22 protein-coding genes are annotated in these 25472 nt (G+C 66.4%); 17 read left to right on the forward strand and 5 right to left on the reverse strand.

The features are described 5' to 3' along the window. Nucleotides 1–195: 195 nt before the first annotated feature. The 4 genes from AL755_RS05520 to sdhC form a co-directional block, all read right to left on the reverse strand. The gene (locus AL755_RS05520; RefSeq protein WP_054010146.1) at nucleotides 196–996 is read right to left on the reverse strand and encodes a succinate dehydrogenase iron-sulfur subunit; all 801 of its coding nucleotides are present in this window, start codon (nucleotides 994–996) and stop codon (nucleotides 196–198) included. After that, entirely contained in the window at nucleotides 997–2796 is a 1800-nt protein-coding gene (gene sdhA / locus AL755_RS05525) for a succinate dehydrogenase flavoprotein subunit (RefSeq protein WP_054010147.1), read from the reverse strand. It lies immediately after the preceding gene. An 89-nt stretch (nucleotides 2797–2885) separates the two neighbouring features. Further along, nucleotides 2886–3353, reverse strand: coding sequence for a succinate dehydrogenase hydrophobic membrane anchor subunit (locus AL755_RS05530; RefSeq protein ID WP_054010148.1), 468 nt, complete (start codon nucleotides 3351–3353; stop codon nucleotides 2886–2888). Then, nucleotides 3354–3746 carry a succinate dehydrogenase, cytochrome b556 subunit gene (sdhC, locus tag AL755_RS05535; protein WP_082368938.1) on the reverse strand — a complete coding sequence of 131 codons (393 nt, stop codon included), beginning with the start codon at nucleotides 3744–3746 and terminating at the stop codon, nucleotides 3354–3356. It abuts the gene before it with no gap. A 311-nt stretch (nucleotides 3747–4057) separates the two neighbouring features. Between sdhC and AL755_RS05540 the strand changes: the two genes are divergently transcribed. The 11 genes from AL755_RS05540 (at nucleotide 4058) to AL755_RS05590 (ending at nucleotide 16968) form a co-directional block, all read left to right on the forward strand. Continuing rightward, nucleotides 4058–5203: a mannose-1-phosphate guanylyltransferase gene (locus AL755_RS05540; RefSeq protein ID WP_054010150.1), complete on the forward strand. Its 1146-nt coding sequence runs from the start codon at nucleotides 4058–4060 to the stop codon at nucleotides 5201–5203. A gap of 162 nt (nucleotides 5204–5365) precedes the next feature. Next, nucleotides 5366–6571 carry an amidohydrolase gene (locus AL755_RS05545; protein ID WP_054010151.1) on the forward strand — a complete coding sequence of 402 codons (1206 nt, stop codon included), beginning with the start codon at nucleotides 5366–5368 and terminating at the stop codon, nucleotides 6569–6571. Nucleotides 6572–6852: 281 nt separating this feature from the next. Beyond that, a complete protein-coding gene (locus AL755_RS05550; protein WP_445290492.1) occupies nucleotides 6853–7971 on the forward strand; it encodes a BMP family lipoprotein in 1119 nt (372 codons plus the stop codon). A 111-nt stretch (nucleotides 7972–8082) separates the two neighbouring features. Beyond that, nucleotides 8083–9654: an ABC transporter ATP-binding protein gene (locus tag AL755_RS05555; RefSeq protein ID WP_054010153.1), complete on the forward strand. Its 1572-nt coding sequence runs from the start codon at nucleotides 8083–8085 to the stop codon at nucleotides 9652–9654. Next, a complete protein-coding gene (locus tag AL755_RS05560; protein ID WP_054010154.1) occupies nucleotides 9651–10862 on the forward strand; it encodes an ABC transporter permease in 1212 nt (403 codons plus the stop codon). Before AL755_RS05555 ends, AL755_RS05560 begins: the two co-directional genes overlap by 4 nt. After that, nucleotides 10859–12151, forward strand: a complete 1293-nt coding sequence (locus tag AL755_RS05565) for an ABC transporter permease (RefSeq protein ID WP_054010155.1) — start codon at nucleotides 10859–10861, stop codon at nucleotides 12149–12151. The genes AL755_RS05560 and AL755_RS05565 overlap by 4 nt, the downstream gene beginning before the upstream one ends. 9 nt (nucleotides 12152–12160) lie before the next feature. Then, nucleotides 12161–12571, forward strand: coding sequence for a cytidine deaminase (locus AL755_RS05570; protein ID WP_054010156.1), 411 nt, complete (start codon nucleotides 12161–12163; stop codon nucleotides 12569–12571). Continuing rightward, nucleotides 12568–13899: a thymidine phosphorylase gene (locus tag AL755_RS05575; RefSeq protein WP_054010157.1), complete on the forward strand. Its 1332-nt coding sequence runs from the start codon at nucleotides 12568–12570 to the stop codon at nucleotides 13897–13899. Before AL755_RS05570 ends, AL755_RS05575 begins: the two co-directional genes overlap by 4 nt. Before the next feature lie 341 nt (nucleotides 13900–14240). Then, nucleotides 14241–15089 (forward strand): DedA family protein, encoded by an 849-nt coding sequence (locus AL755_RS05580; RefSeq protein WP_082368939.1) that lies wholly within the window; start codon nucleotides 14241–14243, stop codon nucleotides 15087–15089. Between the two features lie 33 nt (nucleotides 15090–15122). Then, entirely contained in the window at nucleotides 15123–16277 is a 1155-nt protein-coding gene (locus AL755_RS05585) for an adenosine deaminase (RefSeq protein WP_054010158.1), read from the forward strand. After that, nucleotides 16264–16968 (forward strand): MazG nucleotide pyrophosphohydrolase domain-containing protein, encoded by a 705-nt coding sequence (locus AL755_RS05590; protein ID WP_054010159.1) that lies wholly within the window; start codon nucleotides 16264–16266, stop codon nucleotides 16966–16968. The genes AL755_RS05585 and AL755_RS05590 overlap by 14 nt, the downstream gene beginning before the upstream one ends. Nucleotides 16969–17060: 92 nt before the next feature. On the opposite strand, the gene AL755_RS05595 is transcribed toward AL755_RS05590, so the two are convergent. Continuing rightward, a complete protein-coding gene (locus AL755_RS05595; protein WP_082368940.1) occupies nucleotides 17061–17834 on the reverse strand; it encodes a PadR family transcriptional regulator in 774 nt (257 codons plus the stop codon). 327 nt (nucleotides 17835–18161) lie between these two features. Between AL755_RS05595 and eno the strand changes: the two genes are divergently transcribed. The 6 genes from eno to AL755_RS05625 all read left to right on the forward strand — a co-directional run bounded on the left by eno (nucleotide 18162) and on the right by AL755_RS05625 (nucleotide 25402). Then, entirely contained in the window at nucleotides 18162–19442 is a 1281-nt protein-coding gene (eno, locus tag AL755_RS05600; protein WP_054010160.1) for a phosphopyruvate hydratase, read from the forward strand. A 111-nt stretch (nucleotides 19443–19553) separates the two neighbouring features. Beyond that, nucleotides 19554–20423 (forward strand): FtsB family cell division protein, encoded by an 870-nt coding sequence (locus AL755_RS05605; RefSeq protein WP_054010161.1) that lies wholly within the window; start codon nucleotides 19554–19556, stop codon nucleotides 20421–20423. Between the two features lie 149 nt (nucleotides 20424–20572). Then, the gene (locus AL755_RS05610) at nucleotides 20573–21181 is read left to right on the forward strand and encodes a DUF501 domain-containing protein (RefSeq protein WP_054010162.1); all 609 of its coding nucleotides are present in this window, start codon (nucleotides 20573–20575) and stop codon (nucleotides 21179–21181) included. Nucleotides 21182–21201: 20 nt separating this feature from the next. After that, complete coding sequence (locus tag AL755_RS05615) at nucleotides 21202–22161, forward strand: Ppx/GppA phosphatase family protein (RefSeq protein WP_054010163.1); 960 nt, start codon at nucleotides 21202–21204, stop codon at nucleotides 22159–22161. A 32-nt stretch (nucleotides 22162–22193) separates the two neighbouring features. Beyond that, entirely contained in the window at nucleotides 22194–23774 is a 1581-nt protein-coding gene (locus AL755_RS05620) for a S8 family peptidase (protein WP_054010164.1), read from the forward strand. A 173-nt stretch (nucleotides 23775–23947) separates the two neighbouring features. Further along, nucleotides 23948–25402, forward strand: coding sequence for an NAD(P)/FAD-dependent oxidoreductase (locus AL755_RS05625; RefSeq protein ID WP_054010165.1), 1455 nt, complete (start codon nucleotides 23948–23950; stop codon nucleotides 25400–25402). Nucleotides 25403–25472: the final 70 nt, after the last annotated feature.

The raw sequence follows: 25472 nt of genomic DNA on the forward strand, positions 1-25472 counted from the left end.
GCGGCCCGAACGGGGCAATGTCCAATCTGTGGATAACCCGGAAATCGCCGAGACCGACGGAAGCGTGCCGAATCCGATGATGCGCAACGTCAGGCTCGGCACGCTCCATCGACCTCGGCGAAAAGCGCGGGCCCGGGCAAGCAAAAGGCGCCGCCCCCACGAGGGGAGCGGCGCCTTGAGACAATCAGGATCCGATTAGATCTGGCGGGCCAAGATGGCCTGCTTGACCTCGGCGATGGCCTGGGTGATCTGGATGCCGCGGGGGCATGCTTCCGAACAGTTGAAGGTGGTGCGGCAGCGCCACACGCCTTCCTTGTCGTTGAGGATCTCCAGGCGCATGTCGCCGGCATCGTCGCGTGAATCGAAGATGAAGCGGTGCGCGTTCACGATCGCTGCCGGGCCGAAGTACTGGCCGTCGGTCCAGAACACGGGGCAGGAGGACGTGCACGCGGCGCACAGGATGCACTTGGTGGTGTCGTCGAAACGCTCGCGGTCCTCGGCGGACTGCAGGCGCTCCTTGGAGGGCTCGTGGCCGCGGTTGACCAGGAACGGCATGACCTCGCGGAAGGACTGGAAGAACGGTTCCATGTCCACGATGAGGTCCTTCTCCACCGGCAGGCCCTTAATGGGTTCAACCGTGATGGGCTTGGTGGTGTCCAAGTCCTTCAGGAGCGTCTTGCAGGCCAGGCGGTTGCGGCCGTTGATGCGCATGGCATCGGAACCGCACACGCCGTGCGCGCAGGAGCGGCGGAAGGTCAGCGAACCGTCCTGCTCCCACTTGACCTTGTGCAGGGCGTCCAGCACGCGGTCCGTGCCGTACATGGTCATGGTGAAGTCTTCCCACGTCGACTCCGAGGAGACCTCGGGGTTGTAGCGGCGCACGCGCAAGGTGACGTTGAACGTGGGGATTTCCCCGCCGCCGCCACCCAAGTGTGCGGGCAGTTCAATCTTCGACGCCGGCTCGGGAGCGGTTTCGGCGGTTTCTATGGTGCTCATTTAGTACTTCCTCACCATCGGCTGGTAGCGGGTGACGACAACAGGCTTGGTTTCCAGGCGGATGCCGGCGATGGACTCCTCGGAGCTTTCCACCGTGACGTTTGCATCGAGGTACGCCATGGAGTGCTTCATGAAGTTCTCATCGTCGCGGTCCGGGAAGTCCTCGCGGTAGTGTCCGCCACGGGATTCCTGGCGGTGCAGTGCGGCAACCGTCATGACCTTGGCCAGTTCCAGCAGGAAGCCCAGTTCCACGGCCTCGAGCAGGTCCAGGTTGAAGCGCTTGCCCTTGTCCTGGACGGTGATGCGGGAGTAGCGCTCCTCGAAGGAGGCAATGTCCGCCAGCACCTTGTCGATGGACGTGGCCGTGCGGAACACCTGCATGTTCGCATCCATGGTGTCCTGCAGGTCCTTGCGGATCAGCGCAACCTTCTCGCCGCCGTCGGAGGTGCGGACGTGGTCCAGCAGTGCGACGGTGTCGGCCTCCGGGTTCTCCGGAAGTTCCACGAAGTCGGCCGTCTTGGCGTATTCGGCAGCGGCCACACCGGCGCGCTTGCCGAAGACGTTGATGTCCAGCAGCGAGTTGGTGCCCAAACGGTTGGAACCGTGGACGGAGACGCAGGCAACCTCGCCGGCGGCGTACAGGCCCGGGATGATGGTGTCGTTGTCCTGGAGGACCTCGGTGGTGATGTTCGTGGGAACACCGCCCATGGCGTAGTGGGCCGTGGGGAACACCGGGACGGGCTCCGTGTACGGCTCCACGCCCAGGTAGGTGCGGGCGAACTCGGTGATGTCCGGGAGCTTGGCGTCAATGTGCGCCGGCTCCAGGTGCGTCAGGTCCAGCAGGACGTAGTCCTTGTTCGGGCCACAGCCGCGGCCCTCGCGGACCTCGTTGGCCATGGAACGGGCCACGATGTCACGGGGTGCGAGGTCCTTGATGGTGGGGGCGTAACGCTCCATGAAGCGCTCACCGTCCGAGTTGCGCAAGATGGCGCCCTCGCCGCGGGCGGCCTCGGAGAGCAGGATGCCCAGACCGGCCAAACCTGTCGGATGGAACTGGAAGAACTCCATGTCCTCCAGCGGGATGCCCTTGCGGAAGGCGATGCCCATGCCGTCACCGGTGAGGGTGTGGGCGTTGGAGGTGGTCTTGAAGACCTTGCCCGCGCCGCCGGTGGCCAGGATGACGCTCTTGGCCTGGAAGACGTGCAGTTCGCCGGTGGCCAGGTCGTAGGAGACGACACCGGCAATGCGCTTCTGCAGGTAGATGGTGCCATCCTCGCGGGTGGCTTCCTCGTCAACCGTGAGCAGGTCCAGGACGTAGAACTCGTTGTAGAACTCGACGTTGTGCTTGACGCAGTTTTGGTACAGGGTCTGCAGGATCATGTGTCCGGTGCGGTCCGCGGCGTAACAGGCACGGCGCACGGGCGCCTTGCCGTGGTCGCGGGTGTGCCCGCCGAAGCGGCGCTGGTCAATGCGGCCCTCGGGCGTGCGGTTGAACGGCAGGCCCATCTTTTCCAGGTCGATGACGGCGTCGATGGCTTCCTTCGCCATGACCTCGGCGGCGTCCTGGTCCACCAGGTAGTCGCCACCCTTGACGGTGTCAAAGGTGTGCCACTCCCAGTTGTCTTCCTCCACGTTTGCCAGTGCGGCGCACATGCCGCCCTGGGCGGCACCCGTGTGGGAGCGGGTGGGGTAGAGCTTGGTCAGTACGGCCGTGCGCGCACGCTGGCCTGATTCAATGGCGGCACGCATTCCTGCGCCACCGGCCCCGACGATGACGACGTCGTATTTGTGGACCTGCATACTGGATGCTCTTTCTCTCTTTACTGCACAAAAAACTGGTGTTCACTTCTGCTCCCGGACCGCCGTGGCGGGCCGGGAGGTGCATCCAATTACGGGACGGGGCAGAAGGACGGGAGGTCGATGACTGCACCGGCCGGGCACGGATCAAACGTGAAGATCACCAGGGTGCCGAGCACGATGATGACGGCGGAGGCAACGTATAGCACGGTCTTGAGCGTCATGCGGGTGCCATTGCGCTCGGCGTAGTCGTTGATGATGGTGCGCACGCCGTTGGTGCCGTGCAGCATGGCCAGCCACAGCATGATCAGGTCCCAGACCTGCCAGAACGGGCTGGACCACTTGCCGGCCACGAAGCCGAAGTCGATCGCGTGGATGCCCTGGCCCACCATCAGGTTGACGAACAGGTGGCCGAAGATCAGCACGATCAGCACGACGCCGGAGAGGCGCATGAACAGCCAGGCGGCCATTTCAAAGCTGCCGCCGGAACCCTTGCCGCGCTTGTACTTCGGTGACTGGGCGCTGTTGGAGCGCGGGGAGTCGATGACGTTGGAACTCATTTAGTGCCCCCCGAAGAAATTGGAGAAGACAATGGTGAGGTGGCGGATCAGGAACGGGACCATCACGATGACCCACAGGCCCAGCACGCCCCACAGCATTTGACGCTGGTACTTGGGGCCCTTCTTCCAGAAGTCGATGGCAATGATGCGCAGGCCGTTAAAGGCGTGGAACACGATTGCTGCGACGAGGGCGGCCTCGCCCAAACCCATGATGGGGTTCTTATACGCCCCAATGACTGCTGTGTACGCTTCCGGAGACACTCGCACCAAGGAGGTGTCCAGAACGTGCACCAACAAGAAAATGAAAATCACCACACCGGTAATCCGGTGTCCCACCCAGGACCACATGCCTTCTCGGCCGCGGTACAGAGTGCCAGCTGGTTTTGTCGGCACTGAATAAACCTTCCTGCATCACCGTGACGCTGGCGTGGTTCCACGCGGGGAAACGCACACGGCGTGAGCACTCATAACTTTGCCTAAATTTAGGCTTCGCTCACAGCATATTCAACTTAGGCGCTCCTTGCCCTATGCGACAAATCACAGACGTGTTTCGGGGGCATGGTGTAAGGGCCGAATTTGCCGCCGCGGGGCCGTGGTTCCGGACTCCTTCGAAAGGACGACGCCGGAGCGCCCGCCTCCTCCCGTGGGTTGAGTTTTCGCGGAAAATCGCGGTTCTTCCGCACCCATCACATAGGGTGGGGGTGATGACTACGCTAAATTCGCCCGTGCCCGCCGCGCCTGCAACGGACCCTCTTGAGAAGTTCTTTGCCGTTATCCCCGCCGGGGGTGTCGGGACCCGGTTGTGGCCGCTCTCACGCGCCGCGGCGCCGAAGTTCCTCCATGACCTCACCGGCAGCGGCAGCACGCTGATCCGTGCCACCTATGACAGGTTGGAGGCGCTGAGCGGAAACAACGTGATGGTGGTGACCGGCGACGCCCACCGCGACGCCGTCTGCCGACAGCTGCCCGAACTCAGCGACGACGACCTGGTGCTCGAGAGCGAGCCCAAGGATTCCGGTGCGGCGATCGGGCTGGCGGCAGCCATCTTGTACCTGCGCGATCCGGCCACCATCATGGGCTCCTTCGCCGCGGACCAGGTCATCAGCCCCGTGGAGACCTTCCAGGACGCCGTCCGGGAGGCCATCTACACCGCCGCGACCGGGAAGATCGTCACGATCGGCATCAAGCCCACGCACGCGTCCACCGGCTTTGGCTACATCCGCACCGGCGCATCCCTTGACGTTCCCGGGGCGCCGAGCGCGCACGCCGTCGTGAAGTTCGTGGAGAAGCCCAGCGAGGAAGTCGCCGAACAATACCTGGCCAGCGGCGACTACAACTGGAACGCCGGCATGTTCGTGGCCCCCGTGGAACTGATGCTGCGCCACTTGAAGGCCAACGAGCCGGTCCTGTACGACGGCCTCATGGAGATCGCCCGGGCCTGGGACACCCCCGACCGGGTGGCCGTGAAGAACCGGATCTGGCCCACGCTGCCCAAGATCGCCATCGACTACGCCGTGGCCGAGCCCGCGGCCGACGCCGGCGACGTCGCCGTGATCCCCGCCAACTTCAGCTGGGACGACGTGGGAGACTTCGCCGCGATCGCCCGGCTGAACAACGCCCGGGAAGTCGACGCCGTCACCGTCCTGGGCGAGGTGGGCCGCGTGTTCACCGAGGACAGCAGCGGCATCGTGGTCACCGACACCAAGCGCGTGATCGCCCTGATCGGCATCCAGGACGTGGTGGTCGTGGACACCCCCGACGCCCTCCTGGTGACCACCCGCGAGCACTCCCAGCTCGTGAAGAAGGCCGTGGACGGCTTGAAGGCCAAGGGCCAGACCGACGTCCTGTAGTCCCCACCTGCTCCCCAATTCCAGCCGCTGGCGCGTCTGAAATTGGGGCCCCTCGCAGGCGTGGGCCCAACCGCCGGCGGGCACAACCATCGGCAGGCTCGGAAAAGTAACGCAGCGCCGCTAATGACGCTCCTGCGTGGTGACATGACTAGAGTTTGGGATGTGCGCAACTATTCGCTGGAAACAGAACCGACAGAGCTGGTAGGGCCCTGGCTGGAACCGCTGATCGAGGAGGTCATCGCGTTCCGACGTGACATCCACGCCCACCCGGAACTGTCCTTCCAGGAACACCGCACCACGGGCGTGATCTTCGACCGGCTCACGGCTGCCGGGCTCGCCCCGCGCCGACTGGAAGGCACCGGCGTGATCGTCGACGTCGGCGAAGGCCCCATTGCGACCGCGTTGCGCGGGGACATCGACGCCCTGCCCATCATCGAAGAGACGGGCCTGCCGTTCGCCTCCCGCAATCACGGGGTGACCCATGGCTGCGGCCACGACTTCCACACCGCCAGCATGCTCGGCATCGCACTGGTGCTGGCCGCCATGCACAATGACTCCCCGCTGGGCGGCACCGTGCGGATCATCTTCCAGCCCGCAGAGGAAACCATGCCGGGCGGGGCATTGTCCTGCATCGCCCAGGGCGCCCTGGAAGGGGTGCCGCGCATCATGGCCCTGCACTGCGACCCGCGCGTGGAACTGGGCAAGATCGGCACCCGGATCGGGCCCATCACAAGCGCCTCGGACACCATCAAAATTGAACTCTCCGGCCGCGGCGGCCACACCTCGCGCCCGCACCTGACCGAGGACCTCGTGTTTGCGCTGGCCCAGATCGCCGTCAACGTCCCGGCCGTGCTGTCCCGCCGCATCGACGTGCGCAGCGGTGTGTCAGTGGTCTGGGGACAGATCAGCGCCGGCTCCGCGCCGAACGCCATCCCCAGCAGCGGCGTCATGAGCGGCACCATGCGCTGCCTGGACCGCGAGGCCTGGCATGCGGCCGGCGAACTGCTCGACGACGTCGTCCAGCAGGTGGCCGCCCCCTACGGCGTCGACGTGAACCTGGAACACACCCGCGGCGTCCCGCCCGTGGTGAACTCCGAACACGAGACGGCCCTCATCGAAGCCGCGGCCCGCGCCGAACTGGGGGAGGACTCGGTCGTCCTGGCCCCCCAGTCAATGGGCGGGGAGGATTTCGCCTGGTTCCTGCAAGGCGTCCCCGGCTCCCTCATGCGGCTGGGCACCCATGTCCCGGGTGGGGAGGAGTACGACCTGCACCGCGGCGACTACATCGTGGACGAACGGGCGCTCTCCGTGGGCATCAGGGTCCTGTGCGCGGCCGCGCTGCGCACCCTGCGAACGGTGGCCCCCTGACCCCGGCGGGACACTCAATGCCGGCACGCGAAGCTTAGGTGCCCGAAGGACTTATGTAACGGTTCACCAACGAAAGCCGGTGAAACGCACTTCCGCCTACCCGTGGGCAAAATCTCATATTAGGGTTGTGACAACAGCGCAACGCAGCGGGTGTTTCTTCGAGATGGCCGAAACAGTTGTGTACCAGAGGCGGGGGGTCTTGGTTGGTGCACACAGGTTTTCGGCCACTTCTATGTCGTGGAACTTCTCTGCGGGGCTCTTACTCAAACCCTGGAGGAATTTTGAAGAAAATGATTTTCGGCTCGCTTAAGCGTTCCGCTACGGTCGGGACCGTGGCACTGGGGGCAACGGCGCTCCTGTTGACAGGCTGCGGCCAGGCTCCGGCACCCGCCGGTGGCGGCAGCAACAGCACTGACAACGCCAAGGCCGCCAACTACCTCGGCTGCATCGTCTCCGACGCCGGCGGTTTCGATGACCGCTCGTTCAACCAGTCCTCCTACGAGGGCATGGTGCAGACGAAGAAGGACCTCGGCATCAAGATGAAGGAAGCCCAGTCGACGGCTCCCTCCGACTTCGCCCCGAACCTGAGCCAGATGGCCAACGCCGGCTGCAACCTGACCTTCACGGTCGGCTTCATGCTCGCCGACGCCACGAAGGCGGCCGCCACGGCCAACAAGGACCTGCACTACGCCATCATCGATGACAACAGCATCAAGCTGCCCAACGTCAAGCCGGTTGTGTACGACACGGCGCAGGCCGCGTTCCTGGCCGGTTACACGGCGGCCTCGGTCTCCAAGACCGGCAAGGTTGGCACCTTCGGTGGCATCAACATCCCCACCGTGACGATCTTCATGGACGGCTTCGCCGACGGTGTTGCGTACTACAACCAGAAGAACAGCAAGAACGTCCAGCTCCTTGGCTGGAACAAGGCAACCCAGCAGGGCCTGTTCGCCAACACCTTCGACATCATCCAGGAAGGCACCAAGGCCACGAACAACCTCATCGGCGACGGCGCCGACGTCGTGATGCCGGTTGCCGGCCCGCTCGGCACGGGTGCCGGCGACGCCATCCTGGCCGCCAACAAGGCCGGCAAGGACGTCAAACTGGTGTGGGTTGACTCCGACGGTTACCTGACGGCCCCCACCTACAAGTCCATCCTGCTGACCTCGGTCATCAAGACCATGGGCGTTGCCGTGGAGAACATCGTCAAGGACGACATCGCCGGCAAGTTCGAGAACACCCCGTACGTCGGTACCCTCGACAACGGCGGCGTGGCAATTGCCCCGTTCCACGACCTTGATTCGGCCGTGAGTGCGGACACGAAGACGCAGCTGGATGCCATCAAGAAGGGCATCATCGACGGCTCCATCAAGGCCGAGTCCAAGGCCAGCCCCAAGTAACATCCCCAGACCGGCACTGATGCGCCGTACCGACAGCTTTGGCTGGCGGTGCGGCGCACAGTCCGTTTGGCCCCAACTTCCTTTCAAATTTTCCACAAGACGGGTTAATCCTTGAAACTAGAACTCAAGGGCATCACCAAAAGCTTTGGTGCCCTGGTAGCCAACGACCATATTGATCTGGTGGTTGAGTCTGGTGAGATTCACAGCCTCCTGGGCGAAAACGGCGCCGGCAAATCCACCCTCATGAACGTCCTCTACGGGCTGTACGAGCCCACCGCGGGCGAAATCCTCATCGACGACAAGCCCGTGAAGTTCTCCGGCCCGGCCGACGCCATGGCCGCCGGCATCGGAATGGTGCACCAGCACTTCATGCTGGTCCCGGTCTTCACGGTCGCCGAGAACGTCGCCCTGGGCGGGGAGTCCACCACCTTCGGCGGCATCCTGAACCTGGAGGACACCCGCCGGAAGATCCGCGAGATTTCCGCAAAGTTCGGCTTCGACGTCGATCCCGACGCGCTGGTCGAGGACCTGCCCGTGGGCGTCCAGCAGCGCGTGGAAATCATCAAGGCCCTGGTCCGCAACGCCAAGATCCTGATCCTCGACGAGCCCACCGCGGTACTCACCCCGCAGGAGACGGACGAGCTCATGGACATCATGGGGCAGCTGCGCTCCAACGGCACCTCCATCGTGTTCATCTCCCACAAGCTGCGCGAGGTCAAGGCCGTCTCCGACACGATCACCGTGATCCGCCGCGGCAAGGTGGTGGGCAGCGCCGACCCGGCAGCCGCCACCACCGAACTGGCCTCCATGATGGTGGGCCGCTCCGTCAGCCTCAACCTGAACAAGACCGACGCCGAACCCGGGGACGTCGCCCTGACGGTGGAGAACCTCAGCGTCATGAACGACACCGGGCTGCGACTGCTCGATGACGTGAGCTTCTCCGTCGCCAAGGGTGAGATCCTCGCCGTCGCCGGCGTCCAGGGGAACGGCCAGACCGAACTGACCCAGGCAATCCTGGGCCTGCACAAGCACGTCCAGGGCTCCATCAAGTTGGGCGGCCACGAACTCGTGGGCAAGAGCGTGCGCCAGGTGCTCGACGCCGGCGTCGGCTTCGTGCCCGAGGACCGGCAGGACGACGGGCTGGTGGGGGAGTTCTCCATCGCCGAAAACCTGATCCTGGACCTGTACTCGAAGCCGGAATTCTCCCGCGGCGGCAGCCTGAACCGGGCAGCCATCGCCAAGAACGCGGTGGCAAAGGTCGAGGAATTCGACGTCCGCACCCAGTCCGCACAGGACGCCGTGTCGACGTTGTCCGGCGGTAACGCACAAAAAGTGGTGCTGGCCCGGGAACTGTCCCGGCCCTTGAAGCTGTTCATCGCCTCCCAGCCCACCCGCGGCGTCGACGTCGGATCCATCGAGTTCCTGCACAAGCGCATCGTCGCCGAGCGGGACGGCGGCACGCCCGTCATCATCGTCTCGACCGAACTCGATGAGGTGATGGAGCTCGCCGACAGGATCGCCGTACTCTTTGCCGGAAAGCTGATGGGCGTTGTCCCCGGCAAATCGAGCAGGGACTTGTTGGGCCTGATGATGGCCGGACTTAATGCCGAGGAGGCTCGGGCGCATCTGGATGCGGCCGCAACTGACGGTGCCGACGGCACAAACGAAGAGGAAATGGCATGAGTGACGTTCAAACGACGCCCCCGGTAAAAAAGCCGGCGGCCCCGGAGAGCCAGGGGTCCCGAATCATCCGGGACATCATGAGCGGCAACGCCGTGATTTCGGTCCTGGCAGTGTTTGTGGCCCTCGTGATCGGCGGCATCCTGATCGCCGTCACCGACCCCGCCGTCACGGCCGCCTCCGGCTACTTCTTCGCCGATCCCGGCGCCACGTTCTCGGCCATGTGGGCCGCCGTCTCGGACGCCTACGGCGCCCTGTGGCGCGGGGCCACCTACGACCCCACGGCCCGCACCTGGCAGGGCCAGCTCGGCATTTTCGAGACCCTGACCTTCGCCACACCGATGATCCTTGCCGGCCTGGCCGTGACCCTGGCGTTCCGCACGGGCTTGTTCAACATTGGTGCACAGGGCCAGATCCTCATCGGCGCAACGTTCGCCGGCGCCGTCGGCTTTGAAATGAACCTGCCGCCGGTCATCCACCTGATCGCCGTCATCATCGCCGGCGCGCTCGGTGGCGCCATCTGGGCCGGCATTGCCGGTGTCCTGAAGGCCCGCACCGGTGCGCACGAGGTGATCGTGACGATCATGCTCAACTACATCGCGGCGTCGCTGGTCCTGTACCTGCTGAAGAACCAGCTGCGCGACCCGGCCAAGACCAACCCGGTCAGCCCGGCCATGCCCGACTCCGCGCTGCTGCCGCAGATCCTGGGGCCGAACCTGCGCCTGAACGCCGGGTTCATCATCGCCATCCTCGCCGTTATCGGTGTGGCCTGGCTGCTCAACCGCTCCACCATGGGCTTTGAATTCCGGGCCATCGGCGCCAACCCGAAGGCTGCACAAACCGCCGGCATGCTGGTCTCCCGCGGCTACATCGTCGTCATGCTGATCTCCGGCGCCCTGGCCGGACTTGCCGGCGTCGTGCAGATCGCCGGAACCGAGAAGTCCTTGAACTCGGACATCGCCGGAAGCATCGGCTTCGACGCCATCACCGTGGCCCTGCTGGGCCGCTCCAAGCCGTGGGGAACCTTCTTCGCGGCGATCCTGTTCGGTGCGTTCAAGGCCGGCGGCACCTCCATGGCCGTCAACGCCGACGTTTCCATCGACATCGTTGCCGTGGTGCAGTCACTGATCGTGCTGTTCATTGCCGCCCCGCCGTTGATCCGGGCCATCTTCCGCATCAAGGCCACCCGCCGTGAAGGAGTCAACGCATGAGCGCCGCCACCCTAGAAAAGCCCAGCCTGGACAACCGGCTGGCAATCCGCAGCTGGCGGACCCCTGCCCTGCTCGGTGTCCTGGCCCTTGTTGCGCTGGTCGCCTTCGCCATCTTCGGCCCCGGCGGCAACGCCACCTTCCGCATCTCGCAGGACAACGACGCCTGGCAGGTGCCCAACCTGGTGCTGCCGGCCAAGGCCTTCGGCTGGGTCGCGGCGCTGATCTGCATCGCCCTGGCGGTGCTGGCCTATTTGCAGATGAAGAACGAGGCCCGCGTCGCCAAATGGGTGACCATGACGTTCTCCATCGTGTTCGTGGTGGGCCTGCTCGTCTGGATCATCGGCGGCACCACCACCCAGAACATCACCCTGGTGGGCCTGTTCACCGGCGCCATGCTGATCACCACCCCGCTGGTCTTCGGCTCGCTCTCGGGCGTGCTGTGTGAGCGTTCCGGCGTCGTCAACATCGCCATCGAGGGCCAGCTGCTGGCCGGCGCGTTCACGGCGGCCCTCGTGGCCTCCATCACGAACAACGCCTTCGCGGGCCTGTTCGCGGCCGCCGTCGCCGGTGTGCTGGTGTCCTTCCTGCTGGCCGTGTTCAGCATCAAGTACGTGGTCAACCAGATCATCGTCGGCGTGGTGCTCAACGTGCTGGTCTCGGGCCTGACGGGCTTCCTGTTCGAAAAGATCATGAAGACCACTGTCAACGGCTCGGCCATCTACAACCAGCCGGCCCACCTGCCGGACCTGCCCATCCCGCTCCTGTCCGAGATTCCGATCCTCGGGCCCACCCTGTTCCGCCAGTCCCTGATCGGGTACCTGATGATCGTGCTGGTCATTGCCATCTGGTTCGGCCTGTTCCGCACCCGCTGGGGCCTGCGCATCCGCGCCGTCGGCGAGCACCCCAAGGCCGCCGACACCGTGGGCATCAACGTCAACCGCACGCGCTTCTTGAACGTGCTGGCCGGCGGTGCCATCGCCGGCGTCGGCGGGGCCTACTTCACCCTCGTGGCCGTGAGCAGCTTCAGCAAGGACATGACGGGCGGCCTGGGCTTCATCGCCCTGGCGGCACTGATCTTCGGCCGCTGGAACCCGATCGGTGCGGCCCTCGCGGCCCTGCTGTTCGGCGTCGCCGGCAACCTGCAGAGCATCCTGTCGCTGGCCGGCACGCCCATCGACGGGCAGTTCCTGGCCATGCTGCCGTACGCGCTGACCATCCTGGCGGTCTCCGGGTTCGTGGGCAAGTCCCGCGCACCAGCCGCCGATGGCGAACCCTACATCAAGGGCTAGGGGCCGGTCATGACTACTGAGATCGACGACGTCGTCTGGGAGTCCCTGCGCGAGGCCGCCACGGCGGCCATGGCAAGGTCCTACTCGCCGTACTCGAAGTTCCCGGTGGGCGCGGCCGCGCTGCTCGAGGACGGCCGCGTCATCAGCGGCTGCAACGTGGAGAACGCCAGCTACGGGCTCACCCTGTGCGCCGAATGCACCCTCGTGGGTGCGTTGCAGATGGGCGGGGGCGGGCGGATCCGCGCATTTTATTGCGTGGATGGCGCCGGCGCCGTGCTCATGCCGTGCGGGCGCTGCCGCCAGCTCCTGTACGAATTCCGGTCCCCGCAGATGGTGCTCATGACCAGCCACGGGATCAAGACCATGGACGAAGTCCTGCCCGACGCCTTTGGCCCGGAGAATTTGGAGAACCAGCAATGAGCGCAAGCTATGGGACCCGTTACGCGGGGCCGGCCTTCGACGCCGTCGACATCATTATGACCAAGCGGGACCGCGGCACGCTCAGCGCCGACCAGATCGCCTGGACCATCGACGCCTACACGCACGGGGCCATCGCCGACGAGCAAATGGCCGCCCTGAACATGGCGATCCTGCTCAACGGCATGGACCGGGCCGAGATCGCCCAGTGGACGGCGGCCATGATCGATTCGGGGGAGCGGATGGACTTTTCCGGCCTTCGCACGCCGGCCGGCGCGCCCATGCGCACCACCGACAAGCACTCCACGGGTGGTGTGGGCGACAAGATCACCTTGCCGCTGGCACCCCTGGTGGCCGTGTTCGGCGTGGCCGTCCCGCAGCTTTCGGGCCGCGGGCTGGGCCACACCGGCGGCACCCTGGACAAGCTCGAAGCCATCCCCGGTTGGCGGGCGGACCTCAGCAACGAGGACATGATGCGCCAGCTCTCCGAGGTTGGCGCCGTGATCTGCGCCGCCGGTGCCGGACTGGCTCCCGCCGACAAGAAGCTCTACGCGCTGCGCGACGTCACGGGAACCGTCGAGGCGATCCCGCTGATCGCCTCCTCGATCATGAGCAAGAAGATCGCCGAGGGCACCGGTGCGCTGGTCCTCGACGTCAAGGTGGGCTCGGGAGCGTTCATGAAGGACGCCGACATGGCCCGCGAACTGGCCCGCACCATGGTGGCGCTGGGCAAGGACGCCGGTGTCAACACCGTCGCCCTGCTCACCGACATGTCCGCCCCGCTGGGGTTGACCGCCGGAAACGCCATCGAGGTCGAGGAGTCGGTGGAGGTGCTCGCCGGCGGCGGCCCGGCCGACGTCGTCGAACTCACGGTGCGCCTGGCCGAGGAAATGCTGGCGGCCGCCGGCATCAACGACGCCGACCCCGCCGCAGCGCTCAAGGACGGCAGGGCCATGGATGTTTGGCGCCGGATGATCTCCGCCCAGGGCGGCGACCCCGACGCCGCGATGGCCGTGGCCAGGGAGTCCGAGGTCGTCTACGCTCCGGCCGACGGCGTGCTGGTGGGCCTGGACGCACTGGGCGTGGGCGTCGCAGCCTGGCGCCTGGGCGCCGGCCGCGCCCGCAAGGAAGACATCGTCCAGGCCGGGGCCGGCGTGCGCATGCACGCCAAGCCCGGCGACACCGTCCGTGCCGGACAGCCGCTCATGACGCTGCTGACCGACACCCCGGAGAAGTTTGACCGGGCCAAGGAGGCGCTGGCGGATGCCGTCACGATCGCCCCCGAGGGATCCCGCCCGGCGACCCGGTTGATCATCGACCGGATCTCCTAGCCACCGACGCCGTATCACTTTTGGCGCCCTTTTCGCCGACGACGTATCACCTTTGGTGGGCTTTTGGCCGACCCTTGGTGATACGGCGTTGGTTCTGGGTGAGCCAAAAGTGATACGGCGTAGAGCCAGGGTGTGCCAAAAGTGATACGGCGTTGGTTCAGGGTGCGCCAAAAGTGATACGGCGTTGAGCCAAGGTGTGCCAAAAGTGATACGGCGTGGGGGACGTCATCCCGTGGTGTGAGGGCGCGCGGCAAATGTCGCCCGCAAGATGGATACCCGGACCCCCTGCGGCGTGGGAAACTAGTGAATGACACCCCGCCAGAGGAGAGGAACCATCCCCGGTGGATTTTTTGCACATCATCGATCAGATCAATTTTGTCATTGCTCATTCTTCAGCCCAGTGGTGGATCATCCCCCTGGTCAGCTTGTTTTGCCTGATCGACGGTTTCTTCCTCTTCCTGCCCAGCGAAACCGCCATCGTGGCGCTGGCCTCCATCTCGGCCCGGACCGGCTCGCCCAACATTTGGCTGCTCATTATCGGGGCAACGATCGGCGCCATGATTGGCGACAACATCGCCTACTACATGGGCCGGAAATTGGGCACGACCCGGTTCAAGTGGATGCGCAAACCCCGCGGCGCCAAGGCATTCTCCTGGGCCGGCCGGGAACTTGAGAAGCGCGGGGCGATCCTGATCTTCACGGCCCGCTACATTCCCGTGGGCCGCATCGCCGTCAACTTCACCGCCGGCGCCACCGGGTTCCCGTGGCGGCGCTTCGTGGCGCTCGACGGCGTGGCCGTGGTGACCTGGGCCTGCTATTCGGTGGCCGTGGGCACCTTTGCCGGCCGCTGGGTGCACCACAACCCCCTGCTGGGCGTGGGCATCGCCATTACCTTTGCCATCGTGATCGGCTTCATCGTGGACCACGCCATGAAATTCCTGCACCACGAGCTGGAAAAGCGCGGCAAGCTGGCCCCGCGCGCAGAGCCGGGCGTCACCGCCGCACAGCTCGCCGCCCAGGCCCGAGAGACGGCGGAGCCGGCCACGGCCGCACGGCCGCCCGTCGCCCAACCGGGCACCGACGGAGCCGGCCCCTCAACGGCGGGCGAGGAGGCCGACGTCGCGCCTTCCACCAAAACGGCGCCGGGGGCAACGGATACGCCCATAGCGCACGGGACCGTCCAGAACTAGCGCGGGCGCCGCTTCGATCCCTAAAGTGGGGATGTGACTAACCTAACTGAGCCCCAGTCGTCCAATTCCGCCCCCACCGTGGACCTGAAATCCCTGCCCAAGGTCTCCCTGCACGACCATCTTGACGGCGGCTTGCGACCGGAAACCATCATCGAGCTCGCTGCCGAGGTGGGCCACACCCTGCCGGCCACCGATCCCGAGGAATTGCGCCAGTGGTTCCTGGACTCCGCCGACTCCGGGTCGCTTGTGCGCTACCTGGAAACGTTTGACCACACGATCGCCGTCATGCAGACCCATGACGCGCTGGTGCGTGTGGCCCGCGAGTTTGTCGAGGACCTGGCCGACGACGGCGTCGTCTACGGCGAGGTGCGCTGGGCACCCGAGCAGCACCTGAGCAAGGGCTTGAGCCTCGACGACGCCGTCGAAGCCGTCCAGGAAGGCCTGGAAGCCGGCATGGACGCCGTCGACGAGGCCGGCGGCTACATCGAGGTGGGCCAGCTGGTCACGGCCATGCGCCACGCCGACCGCGGCTCCGAGATCGCCCAGCTGGCCGTGCGCCACCGCGACAACGGCGTGGTGGGCTTTGACATTGCCGGCGCCGAGGACGGCTTCCTGCCCTCCCGCTTCACCGAGGCGTTCACCTACCTGGCCGAGAACAACTTCCCCGCCACGGTCCACGCCGGCGAGGCCGCGGGCCTGGACAGCATCCAGGACGCGCTGGTGCACGGCCGGGCGCTGCGCCTGGGCCACGGCGTGCGCATCGCCGAGGACATCCACCTTGACGTGCAGGAAGAGGACGGGCACGACGTCGGCACCGTCAGCCTGGGCGATTTGGCCCAGTGGGTGCGTGACCGGCAGATCCCGCTGGAGCTGTGCCCGTCGTCGAACCTGCAGACCGGCGCGATCTCCGCGTTCGGCACCACCATTTCCGAGCACCCGATCGACCTGCTGCACCAGCTCGGCTTCAACATCACGGTCAACACCGACAACCGCCTCATGAGCGGCGTGACCCTGACCGGCGAATTTGAGCTGCTGCGCGACACGTTTGGCTACGACCTGGAAACCATTCTGGAGCTCACGCTGAACGCCGTGCACGCGGCCTTCCTGCCGATCGAGGCCCGCGAACAGCTGGCCGACTACATCATCGAGTGCTACGACGACGTCCTGGACGTTGATGACGAGGACTGATCCGCCGCTCTTTGCCGACTCGCCCGCCGACGCATCCGCGTCGGCGGGCGAGTCCGTCGAACGGCTGGTGGCCGTCATCGCCGAGCTCCGCGAACACTGCCTCTGGACCGCTGCGCTGACCCACGAATCCCTCATCACGTACCTGATCGAGGAATCGTACGAGCTCGCCGACGTGGTGGAATCCGACGGCCCGGCGGACATGGCCGAACTCAAGGGTGAACTGGGCGACATCCTCTACCAGGTGGTGCTGCACTCGACCCTGGCGGAGGAGTCAAAGGCGTTCACGCTCGCGGATGTCGCCGACCACCTGCGGAACAAGCTGGTGCGCCGCAACAGCCACGTTTTCCGCCCCGACGGGTCCCTGCAGGATTCGTTTCCGAAGACCATCGCCGAGATCGAACGCAACTACGCCGCGGCCAAGGCCGCCGAGCGGCCCGGGATTCCTGACGTTTCGGCAGGCGTCTTTGACAGCCTGCCGGCGTCGCTGCCCGCCCTTGCCCTGGCGGCCAAGACCCTGGACCGGGACCCGGGCCTCGACAAGTCCGGCCCCCGCTCGTCTGGTGAGAACCCGCAGACCGAGGCCGAGCTCGGGGAGCTGCTGTTCGACGTCGTCCGGGGCGCCCATTCCCGTGGCCTGGACCCGGAACGTGCCCTGCGCCTGGCGGTGCGCCGCTTCCAGGAGGGGCACTAGACGCGCGAGGGGGCCGTTGTGGTGATTCGCCCACGGTGCACCATGGGGCGAATCACCACAACGGCCCCCTCGTGCCGTGCTGGAGCTGTGATCTAGTCCGACAGTAGCTTGTAAATGGTGCGCCGGGCGGTGTCGAGCGCCTCGGTGGCGGCCTTGACCTGCTCCTCCGTACCGCCCATGCCGATTTGTTGCACGGCACCGACGAGCTTGCGGACGCTTTGGCGCAGATCGCTGCCGGCACCCGCCTCCTCGCTGACGTCCGCCCAGACGGCGGCCATCTCGTCGGCGTGCGTGGAGACGTACTCGCGGCCGGCCTCGGTCAGGCCAAATTCGGTGCGCTTGCCTTTGCCGGTCGACTCAATGAGTCCCTCGGCCTGCAGGGCTGCCAGGGCCGGGTAGACGGAGCCCGGGCTGGGCCGCCACGCGCCGTCGGTGTGCATGGCGATGGCGCCGATCAGGCCATAGCCGTTGAAGGCGTGCTGGCTCAGCAGCGAGAGGATGGCGCTGCGGACATTGCCCTTGCGCACCCGCCCGCCGCGGCCAAAGCCGCCCCGACCGCCGGGACCAAATCCGGGGCCGAAACCGCCCGGACCAAATCCCGGACCGAATCCGCCGCCGCCAAAGCCGCCGCGTGATCCCGGCCCGCGTCGGCCAAAGCCGCCAGGACCGAAACCGCCCTCGCCCCGGTCGCCGGGGCCGAAACCGCCGTCGCCAAATCCGCCCTCTTCGGGGCCGCCGTGGTGGTGTTCGTGGTGGTCATGGCCGGATTCGCCGGGGAATCCGCCGTGTCCGCCGTGGGCATCGCCGGGCCCGTGGCCGGGGTGAGGGGAGTGGCCGGAGTCGTCGTGTTCATTGAAGTTTTTCATGGTGTCTATTCCTTGTTTTGTGGTTCCTGATTGGTGGTGCGCCGCGGTCGGGACTTGTTCCCACACCGAGCTGCTTCGATAGTTAAAGATATATCGCTATATTCGGCAGGGGGAAGGCCCGAAGCAAGATTCCCAGCCAATTAACAGCTCGGCGGCGCCCGCGCATGTTGAGGCTGCGTTGCGGCATTGGTGCAAGTTCGCCACAAGTTTGCCGGGAAGTTGCCGCCCGGTCCGTCGCAATGAGTGCCCCGTCACCCCGACCGGCTAGGATTGTGCCGACAGCGAGGTCGACATTTATCCGCTAGAAGCTCAGACGAGGAGCATTACGTGGCACTTATTGAAGCCATTCACGCACGCGAAATTTTGGATTCCCGTGGAAACCCGACCGTTGAGGTCGAGGTTCTCCTGGAGGACGGTTCGGTAGGCCGTGCCGGCGTTCCCTCCGGTGCATCCACCGGCGCCTTTGAAGCCGTGGAGCGTCGCGACGGCGACAAGGCCCGCTACCAGGGCAAGGGTGTCCTGCAGGCCGTCGAGGCCGTTCTGGAGGCAATCGCCCCGGAAATCGAAGGCATCGACGCAACCGAGCAGCGCCTGATCGACTCCATGATGTTGGAGCTGGACGGCACCCCGAACAAGTCCAAGCTTGGCGCCAACGCCATCCTGGGCGTCTCCCTGGCCGTGGCCAGCGCAGCCGCGGTTTCCGCGGACCTGCCCCTGTACCGCTACCTGGGCGGCCCCAACGCACACGTGCTGCCGGTGCCGCTGATGAACATCCTCAACGGTGGCTCGCACGCCGACTCCGACGTCGACATCCAGGAATTCATGGTTGTGCCGCTGGGTGCCTCCACGTTCTCCGAGGGCCTGCGCTGGGGCGTTGAGGTCTACCACAACCTCAAGTCCGTCCTGCAGGAAAAGGGCCTCTCCACGGGCCTGGGCGACGAGGGCGGCTTCGCGCCGAACCTGCCGTCCAACCGTGCAGCCCTCGACCTGATCCTGGAAGCCATCAAGCGTGCCGGCTACGAGGCAGGCAAGGACGTGGCCCTGGCGCTGGACGTTGCCTCCTCCGAGTTCTACAAGGACGGCACCTACCAGTTCGAAGGCAAGTCCCTGACTGCCGCCGAGATGAGCGCCTACTACGCGGAACTGGTTCGCGACTACCCGCTGGTTTCCATCGAGGACCCGCTGGATGAGGACGACTGGGAAGGTTGGAAGACCCTCACCGACGCCATCGGCGACAAGGTCCAGATTGTTGGTGACGACCTGTTCGTGACCAACCCCGAGCGCCTGGCCCGCGGCATTGAGACCAAGACCGCCAACTCGCTGCTCGTGAAGGTGAACCAGATCGGTTCGCTGACCGAGACCCTGGACGCCGTGTCCATGGCCCAGCGTGCCGGCTACACCACCATCACCTCGCACCGCTCCGGCGAAACCGAGGACACCACCATCGCCGACATCGCCGTTGCCACCAACGCCGGCCAGATCAAGACCGGTGCCCCGGCCCGCTCCGAGCGCGTCGCCAAGTACAACCAGCTGCTGCGCATCGAAGAAGACCTCGAAGACGCCGCACGCTACGCCGGAACCAGCGCTTTCCCGCGTTTCAAGGCGTAAATAACGCAGGGCGGCCGGCAACTGGCTAAGGTGGGTTACACACCAAAGCCGAGTTGCCGGCCGTTCCGTTTAAGCCAACGGGGCAGCCGCAGCTGAAGTACCAGGAGAATCATGGCCACGCGTCGTCCCAAAGTGCCCAGCGCACAGTTCAGCGCCGGGACGAAGAACACGCCCGCCGTCCATGACGCCGGGCCCGCATCAACAGGCCGGACGACGCCGGACCACGGCCCGGGTGCCCCCGTCACCGCCGCGTCAGGCAAGTCAGCTGCCGGAAAACCGGTGACAGGCAAGCCGGCCGCAGGGAAGCCGGCGTCGGTTCACAACGAGCCGGGACGCCACGGCCACAGGAACAACGCCCACCCCGCCGCCGGAACAAACGCCGCCGGATCAAACTCTGCCGGAACGAACTCCACGGCCAAAGCCGCCAAACCGGCGGCGGAGGCCGACGGGAACCGGCGCAGCCACCGCGAGGGCGTCATCCACGGCACCGCGGGCACGCCGGTCCCGGCCCGCTCGTTTTCCGGCCGGCTCCTGGTGGTGGGCCTGGCCATGGCGGCCATTACCGTCATGCTGGCCCCCAATGTGCACACGTTCCTGGAACAGCGCGCGGAAATCTCCGACCTCAAGGCGAGCATTGCCGCCGAATCGGCCCAACAAGGGGCGTTCAAGTCGGAATTAGCCCGCTGGGACGACCCCGCCTATGTCAAGCAGCAGGCCCGTGACAGGGTGAGCATGCTGATGCCGGGGGAGACCGGCTACTGGGTCTACGGCGCCGACGGCGTGGAGTCCACCGGCAACCCCGCCGACGCCGCCAAGGTTGCCGCATCCGCGGCGAGCTCGGCCAAGAACGCCACCGAGGTGACCACCGAACCCTGGTTGGACGCACTGTGGACGTCCATCGAGAAGTCCGCCGAGGTCAAGACCGCGCCTTCCCCAGCCGCAGCCAAGCCCAATGGAAGCTCCACCTCAACCGGGAAATAGCCGGGAAAAAACGGGCGCGAAATCGGTGGGAGCCTGCGCACGGTAAAATGGATGGTTGAACAGTCCGGCCATCCGCGCACCTGCGTCGCTTAATTGCGGCCCGCAGTCGCACGGGGCCGGCCACGAAGAATTCCCATGGAAGGACGCCGGTGCCCGCATCAGCAAGCTCCGCGACAAGCGGGCGCGTACCCTCGCAACACGATCTCGACACCCTCAGCCGCCAGCTCCACCGGCCGGTGCGCGACGTCGTTGAAATCCCGGCACGCTGCGTGTGCGGCAACCCGCTCGTGGCCGCAACGGCCCCCCGGCTCAGCAACGGGATCCCGTTTCCCACCACGTTCTACCTCACGCACCCGGTCCTGACGGCCGCGGCTTCCCGCCTCGAGGCCGCCGGCATGATGAACGACATGACGGCACGCCTGGCCGAGGACACCGACCTGGCCGCGGCCTACCAAAAAGCCCATGAGGCCTACATCCAGGCACGCACCGAGATCGGCGACCGCGCCGGCACCGGTCCCGTTCCCGAAATTGCCGGCATCTCCGCCGGCGGCATGCCCACCCGCGTGAAGTGCCTGCACGTATTGGTGGGCCACGCCCTGGCCGCGGGCCCCGGCGTGAACCCGCTCGGCGACGAGGCCCTTGCCGCGCTGGAGCCCTGGTGGACCGCGGAAAAGTGCTACTGCGACGGCGCCTGGGATGACGCCGCGCCGGTGCCGAACAAGGATCTCAGCCGCCACGTCAAGCACCTCAACGCCTAAGCCCAGGGAAGGTCTCACCCATGCGCGTAGCCGCCATCGACTGTGGAACAAACTCCATCCGCCTGCTGATCGCCGACGTTGACACGTCCGACGCCGGCGTCACGACGCTGACCGATGTGCACCGCGAAATGCGCGTGGTGCGGCTGGGTGCCGGCGTGGACGCCACGGGAATGCTGGCCCCGGAAGCGTTGGAGCGCACCTTCGCGGCCACCGAAGACTACGCCGCGACCATCCGTGCCAACGCCGTGGAGCGGATCCGCTTCGTCGCGACGAGCGCCACGCGCGACGCCGGCAACCGGGCCGTGTTCGTCGACGGCATCAAGGCCCGCCTCGGCGTGGAACCGGAGGTCGTCTCGGGCGCCGAAGAAGCAGGGCTCTCGTTCGCCGGGGCCGCCAGCGTACTCCCCGTGCTCGACGACGGCCTTGTCCTCGTGGTCGACCTGGGCGGCGGCAGCACCGAATTCGTGGTCGGAAACGCCCGCGGGGTCCAGGCCGCCCTCAGCACCGACATGGGCTGCGTGCGGTTTACCGAGCGCTACCTGAAGAGCGACCCGCCCACGGCTGCCGAAATTGCGGCCGCCGAGGCCGCCGTCGAGGCAAAATTGACGGAGGTCCTCGCCGAGGTTCCACTGGCGGACGTGACCGAGGTGGTCGGCGTGGCCGGCACCATCACCACCATCACGGCCCGCGCCCTCGGCCTGGCGACCTACGAACGGGACGCGATTCATGCCGCCGTCGTACCCCTGGATACGCTGGAACGGGCGGCGGGCGATCTGCTGGCCATGACCCGCGAGCAACGCGCCGCACTGGGGTATATGCACCCCGGCCGGGTTGACGTGATTGGCGCCGGGTCGCTCATTTGGCGGACGGTGCTGCGCAGGCTGGCCGTGCTGACCGGGGGAGCTCTGGAATCGGCAACCACCAGCGAGCACGATATTCTGGATGGAATCGCACTAGGCGCGGCCGGAGGAACTAACTGACTTACCGACGCCCTCGACGGAAACGAGCTTCCATGCCGGAACTGACACGGTTGCCCAAGAACCGCCTGCCCGCGACACCCCGTGCAACGTCACGCCTGCGCCGCCTTGGTGCCGCCGCGCTGGCCGTTGCCATGGCCGGCTCGATCGCCCTGGTGGCGGCGCCGTCAGCGTCCGCCGACGACATCCGCAACCGCGAATACTGGCTCGGCCAGTCGGGCATCACGAAGGCCTGGGACGTCTCCCAGGGCGCCGGTGTCAAGGTTGCAGTGATTGACAGCGGCATCGACTCCAGCCACCAGGACCTCAAGGGCGCCGTGGTGGGCGGTGTCGACATGTCCGGCTCCGGCGACGCCAAGGGCACCAAGGGCGTTGGTGCCGAACCCGAACACGGCACGCTCGTGGCCACCATGCTGGCCGGGCGCGGCCACAGCGACTCCTCCGCCAGCGCTTCCAGTTCCGCGTCCGCTTCCGCCAAGGCCAGCGCGTCCGCCAAGAGCAGTGCGACGGCGTCCGCCGGGGCCCCGGGCGTCGGCAACGGCCCCGACGGGGTCATCGGGGTGGCCCCCAAGGCCGAACTGCTCAGCATTTCCGTCTGGCTGGGCAGCGAAAACCCGTCCGGTAAGAACATTGACGATCAAATCCCGGCCGCCGTGAAGTGGGCCGTGGACCATGGCGCCAAGGTCATCAACATGTCCCTGGGCAGCACGTCGACGGCCTGGCCACAGAGCTGGGACGACGCGTTTGCCTACGCCGAAGCCAAGGACGTGGTCATTGTGGCCGCCGCGGGAAACCGGAAGTCCGGCAGCGAACAGGTCGGAGCCCCGGCCACGATCCCCGGCGTCCTGGCCGTGGGCGGCCTGGACAAGGACGGAACCGCCAGCGTGGACTCCTCCTCGCAAGGCATCAGCATCGGCGTCAGCGCCCCCGCCGAGGACCTGGCCGGCGGCCTGCCCGGCGGCGGGTACGCGCGGTGGAGCGGCACCAGCGGCGCGGCCCCCATCGTCTCCGGCGTCGCGGCACTCATCCGCGCCAAGTACCCGGATATGTCGGCCGCCCAGGTCATCAACAGGATCATTTCCACGGCCAAGCCCAAGGGCGGCCCCGTGCCCAACGCGATCTACGGCTACGGAATCCTCGACGCCAACGCAGCCCTCACGGCCGATGTCCCCCTGGTGGAGAAGAACCCGCTCGGCAGCATCACCGACTGGATCCGCGTGCACCGACGCGGCCAGGCAGCGCAACCCACGAAAGGTGCGGCCCCGGCCACCACCGTCCCGCAGCCCAAACCCACCCTGCAGGACCGGGAGGTGCCCCAGGCGCTGCCCGCCGCCGATCTCACGGGCTTCGGACCGGCCGCAATCGTGCTGGGCTTCCTGGGACTATTGGTGCTGATCGTCGTGGCCGGCGCCACCCACCTCCTGCTGGTCAGGCGCCGCCTCGACGCGGCAGGCCCGGACGACGACGGCGAGGACCCCGCGGACCCGCCGCGGCCGCCGAAGGGCCCGGGCACGCCGTCGGCCGACCCGGCCACGGATTCCGGTGACCCGGACGCCTACGAACCCGGCGGGGCGCCCGAACGCCGCCTGGCCGGAAAATCCGGCCACAAGCACTAGTCCCCACGCCCTCCCCAGCCCAGCTCGCCAGAGCGAGCCGGGGTGGGGCCCCTCGGGCGCGGGGCCCCACCACTTGCCGGCCCACCCACGCCCTGCCCACGTCCGCAAAGTGCGTTACGCACGCCTCGTAATGCATTAGTGAATGTTTTCACAAACGGTTGTATCATGGAGATATGGCACTCACTCCCACATTTTCATCCCGTCCGCGAGTCCTCGTTGTAGGTGGCGGTTACGTTGGCCTGTACACGGCTTTCAACCTGCAGAAGAAGATCGCGAAGTCCGGTGGCATCGTCACCCTCGTTGATCCCCTGCCGTACATGACGTACCAGCCGTTCCTGCCCGAGGTGGCCGGCGGTAACATCGAGGCACGCCACGCAGTGGTTTCCCACCGCAAGCACCTCAAGGAGACCGAGCTCATCCAGGGCTCCGTCACCAACATCGACCACGAGAACCGCACGGCCGTGATTGCACCGGCCGACGGCGGCGAGCCGTTCGAGATCCCCTACCACGACGTCGTCGTGGCTGCGGGTGCCGTAACCCGCACCTTCCCCATCAAGGGCCTGGCGGAGTCCGGCATCGGCCTGAAGACCATCGAGGAAGCCGTTGCACTGCGCAACCAGGTTCTCTCCCTGATCGAGCTGGCCTCCACCGAGACCGACCCCGAACTGCGCAAGCGTCACCTGACGTTCGTTGTGGTCGGTGGCGGCTTCGCCGGCATCGAGACCATCGCCGAGCTCGAGGACATGGCCCGTGCGGCCGTCAAGATCAACCCCCGCGTCGAGCAGTCCGAACTGCGCTTCGTGCTGGTTGAGGCCATGGGCCGGATCATGCCCGAGGTCACCGAGAGCCAGGCGCTGTGGGTCGTCGAGCACCTGCGCGGCCGCGGCGTCGAGGTGCTGCTGAACACCTCCCTCGACAACGCCGAGAACAACAACCTCAAGCTCATCAACCTGCCGGACAAGTCCGTCGCCCAGGAATTCGATGCAGACACCCTCATCTGGACGGCCGGTGTCATGGCCAACCCGATGGTGCGCTCCACCGACTTCCCGATCGAGCCCCGCGGCCGCGTCTCCACCAACGTGAACCTGCAGATCACCGGCGAATTCGGCGTCATCCCGAACGCCTGGGCTGCCGGCGACGTTGCCGCCGTGCCGGATGTCACCGGCGGGCTGCCCGACGGTACCTGTGTTCCCAACGCCCAGCACGCGCTGCGCCAGGCCAAGCGCCTCGCGAAGAACCTGTGGGCCAGCCGCTTCAACAAGCCGCTGAAGGGCTACAAGCACAAGAACCTTGGCGCCGTCGCCGGCTTCGGCCAGTGGAAGGGCGTTGCCAAGATCATGGGCATCCAGCTCAAGGGTGCACCGGCCTGGCTGGCACACCGCGGCTACCACGGCCTGGCCATGCCCACCGTGGAGCGCAAGATCCGTGTCCTCATGGACTGGTTCGTCACCATGATCACGAGCCGCGACCTGGCCCAACTGGAAAACCTGCAGGCCCCGCGCAGCGCCTTCGTCACGGCCGCCACCCCGGCCCCGAAGCCCGCCGCCAAGCCGGCCGAAGCTCCGGCAGTTCCGGCCGCCGCCCCGGCAGCAGCCGAGGCCAAGCAGGACGCACCCGCTTCGAAGTAGTGAGCGCGCTCCGGCACGCACGACGGCGGTCCTCCCCACTTGCGGGAGGGCCGCCGTCGGCCGTTTAAGC

This window comes from Arthrobacter sp. ERGS1:01 (genome assembly GCF_001281315.1).
GTDB lineage: Bacteria > Actinomycetota > Actinomycetes > Actinomycetales > Micrococcaceae > Specibacter.

Excerpts from the sequence above, each read along its gene's own strand:
- AL755_RS05595 (WP_082368940.1), bottom strand. The coding sequence starts at position 17,834 with ATGAAAAACTTCAATGAACACGACGACTCCGGCCACTCCCCTCACCCC.
- AL755_RS05570 (WP_054010156.1), top strand. The coding sequence starts at position 12,161 with ATGACTACTGAGATCGACGACGTCGTCTGGGAGTCCCTGCGCGAGGCC.
- AL755_RS05615 (WP_054010163.1), top strand. The coding sequence starts at position 21,202 with ATGCGCGTAGCCGCCATCGACTGTGGAACAAACTCCATCCGCCTGCTG.
- AL755_RS05565 (WP_054010155.1), top strand. The coding sequence starts at position 10,859 with ATGAGCGCCGCCACCCTAGAAAAGCCCAGCCTGGACAACCGGCTGGCA.
- AL755_RS05575 (WP_054010157.1), top strand. The coding sequence starts at position 12,568 with ATGAGCGCAAGCTATGGGACCCGTTACGCGGGGCCGGCCTTCGACGCC.
- AL755_RS05560 (WP_054010154.1), top strand. The coding sequence starts at position 9,651 with ATGAGTGACGTTCAAACGACGCCCCCGGTAAAAAAGCCGGCGGCCCCG.
- sdhA (WP_054010147.1), bottom strand. The coding sequence starts at position 2,796 with ATGCAGGTCCACAAATACGACGTCGTCATCGTCGGGGCCGGTGGCGCA.
- AL755_RS05620 (WP_054010164.1), top strand. The coding sequence starts at position 22,194 with ATGCCGGAACTGACACGGTTGCCCAAGAACCGCCTGCCCGCGACACCC.
- AL755_RS05605 (WP_054010161.1), top strand. The coding sequence starts at position 19,554 with ATGGCCACGCGTCGTCCCAAAGTGCCCAGCGCACAGTTCAGCGCCGGG.
- AL755_RS05520 (WP_054010146.1), bottom strand. The coding sequence starts at position 996 with ATGAGCACCATAGAAACCGCCGAAACCGCTCCCGAGCCGGCGTCGAAG.
- AL755_RS05625 (WP_054010165.1), top strand. The coding sequence starts at position 23,948 with ATGGCACTCACTCCCACATTTTCATCCCGTCCGCGAGTCCTCGTTGTA.
- AL755_RS05530 (WP_054010148.1), bottom strand. The coding sequence starts at position 3,353 with ATGAGTTCCAACGTCATCGACTCCCCGCGCTCCAACAGCGCCCAGTCA.
- AL755_RS05540 (WP_054010150.1), top strand. The coding sequence starts at position 4,058 with ATGACTACGCTAAATTCGCCCGTGCCCGCCGCGCCTGCAACGGACCCT.
- AL755_RS05590 (WP_054010159.1), top strand. The coding sequence starts at position 16,264 with ATGACGAGGACTGATCCGCCGCTCTTTGCCGACTCGCCCGCCGACGCA.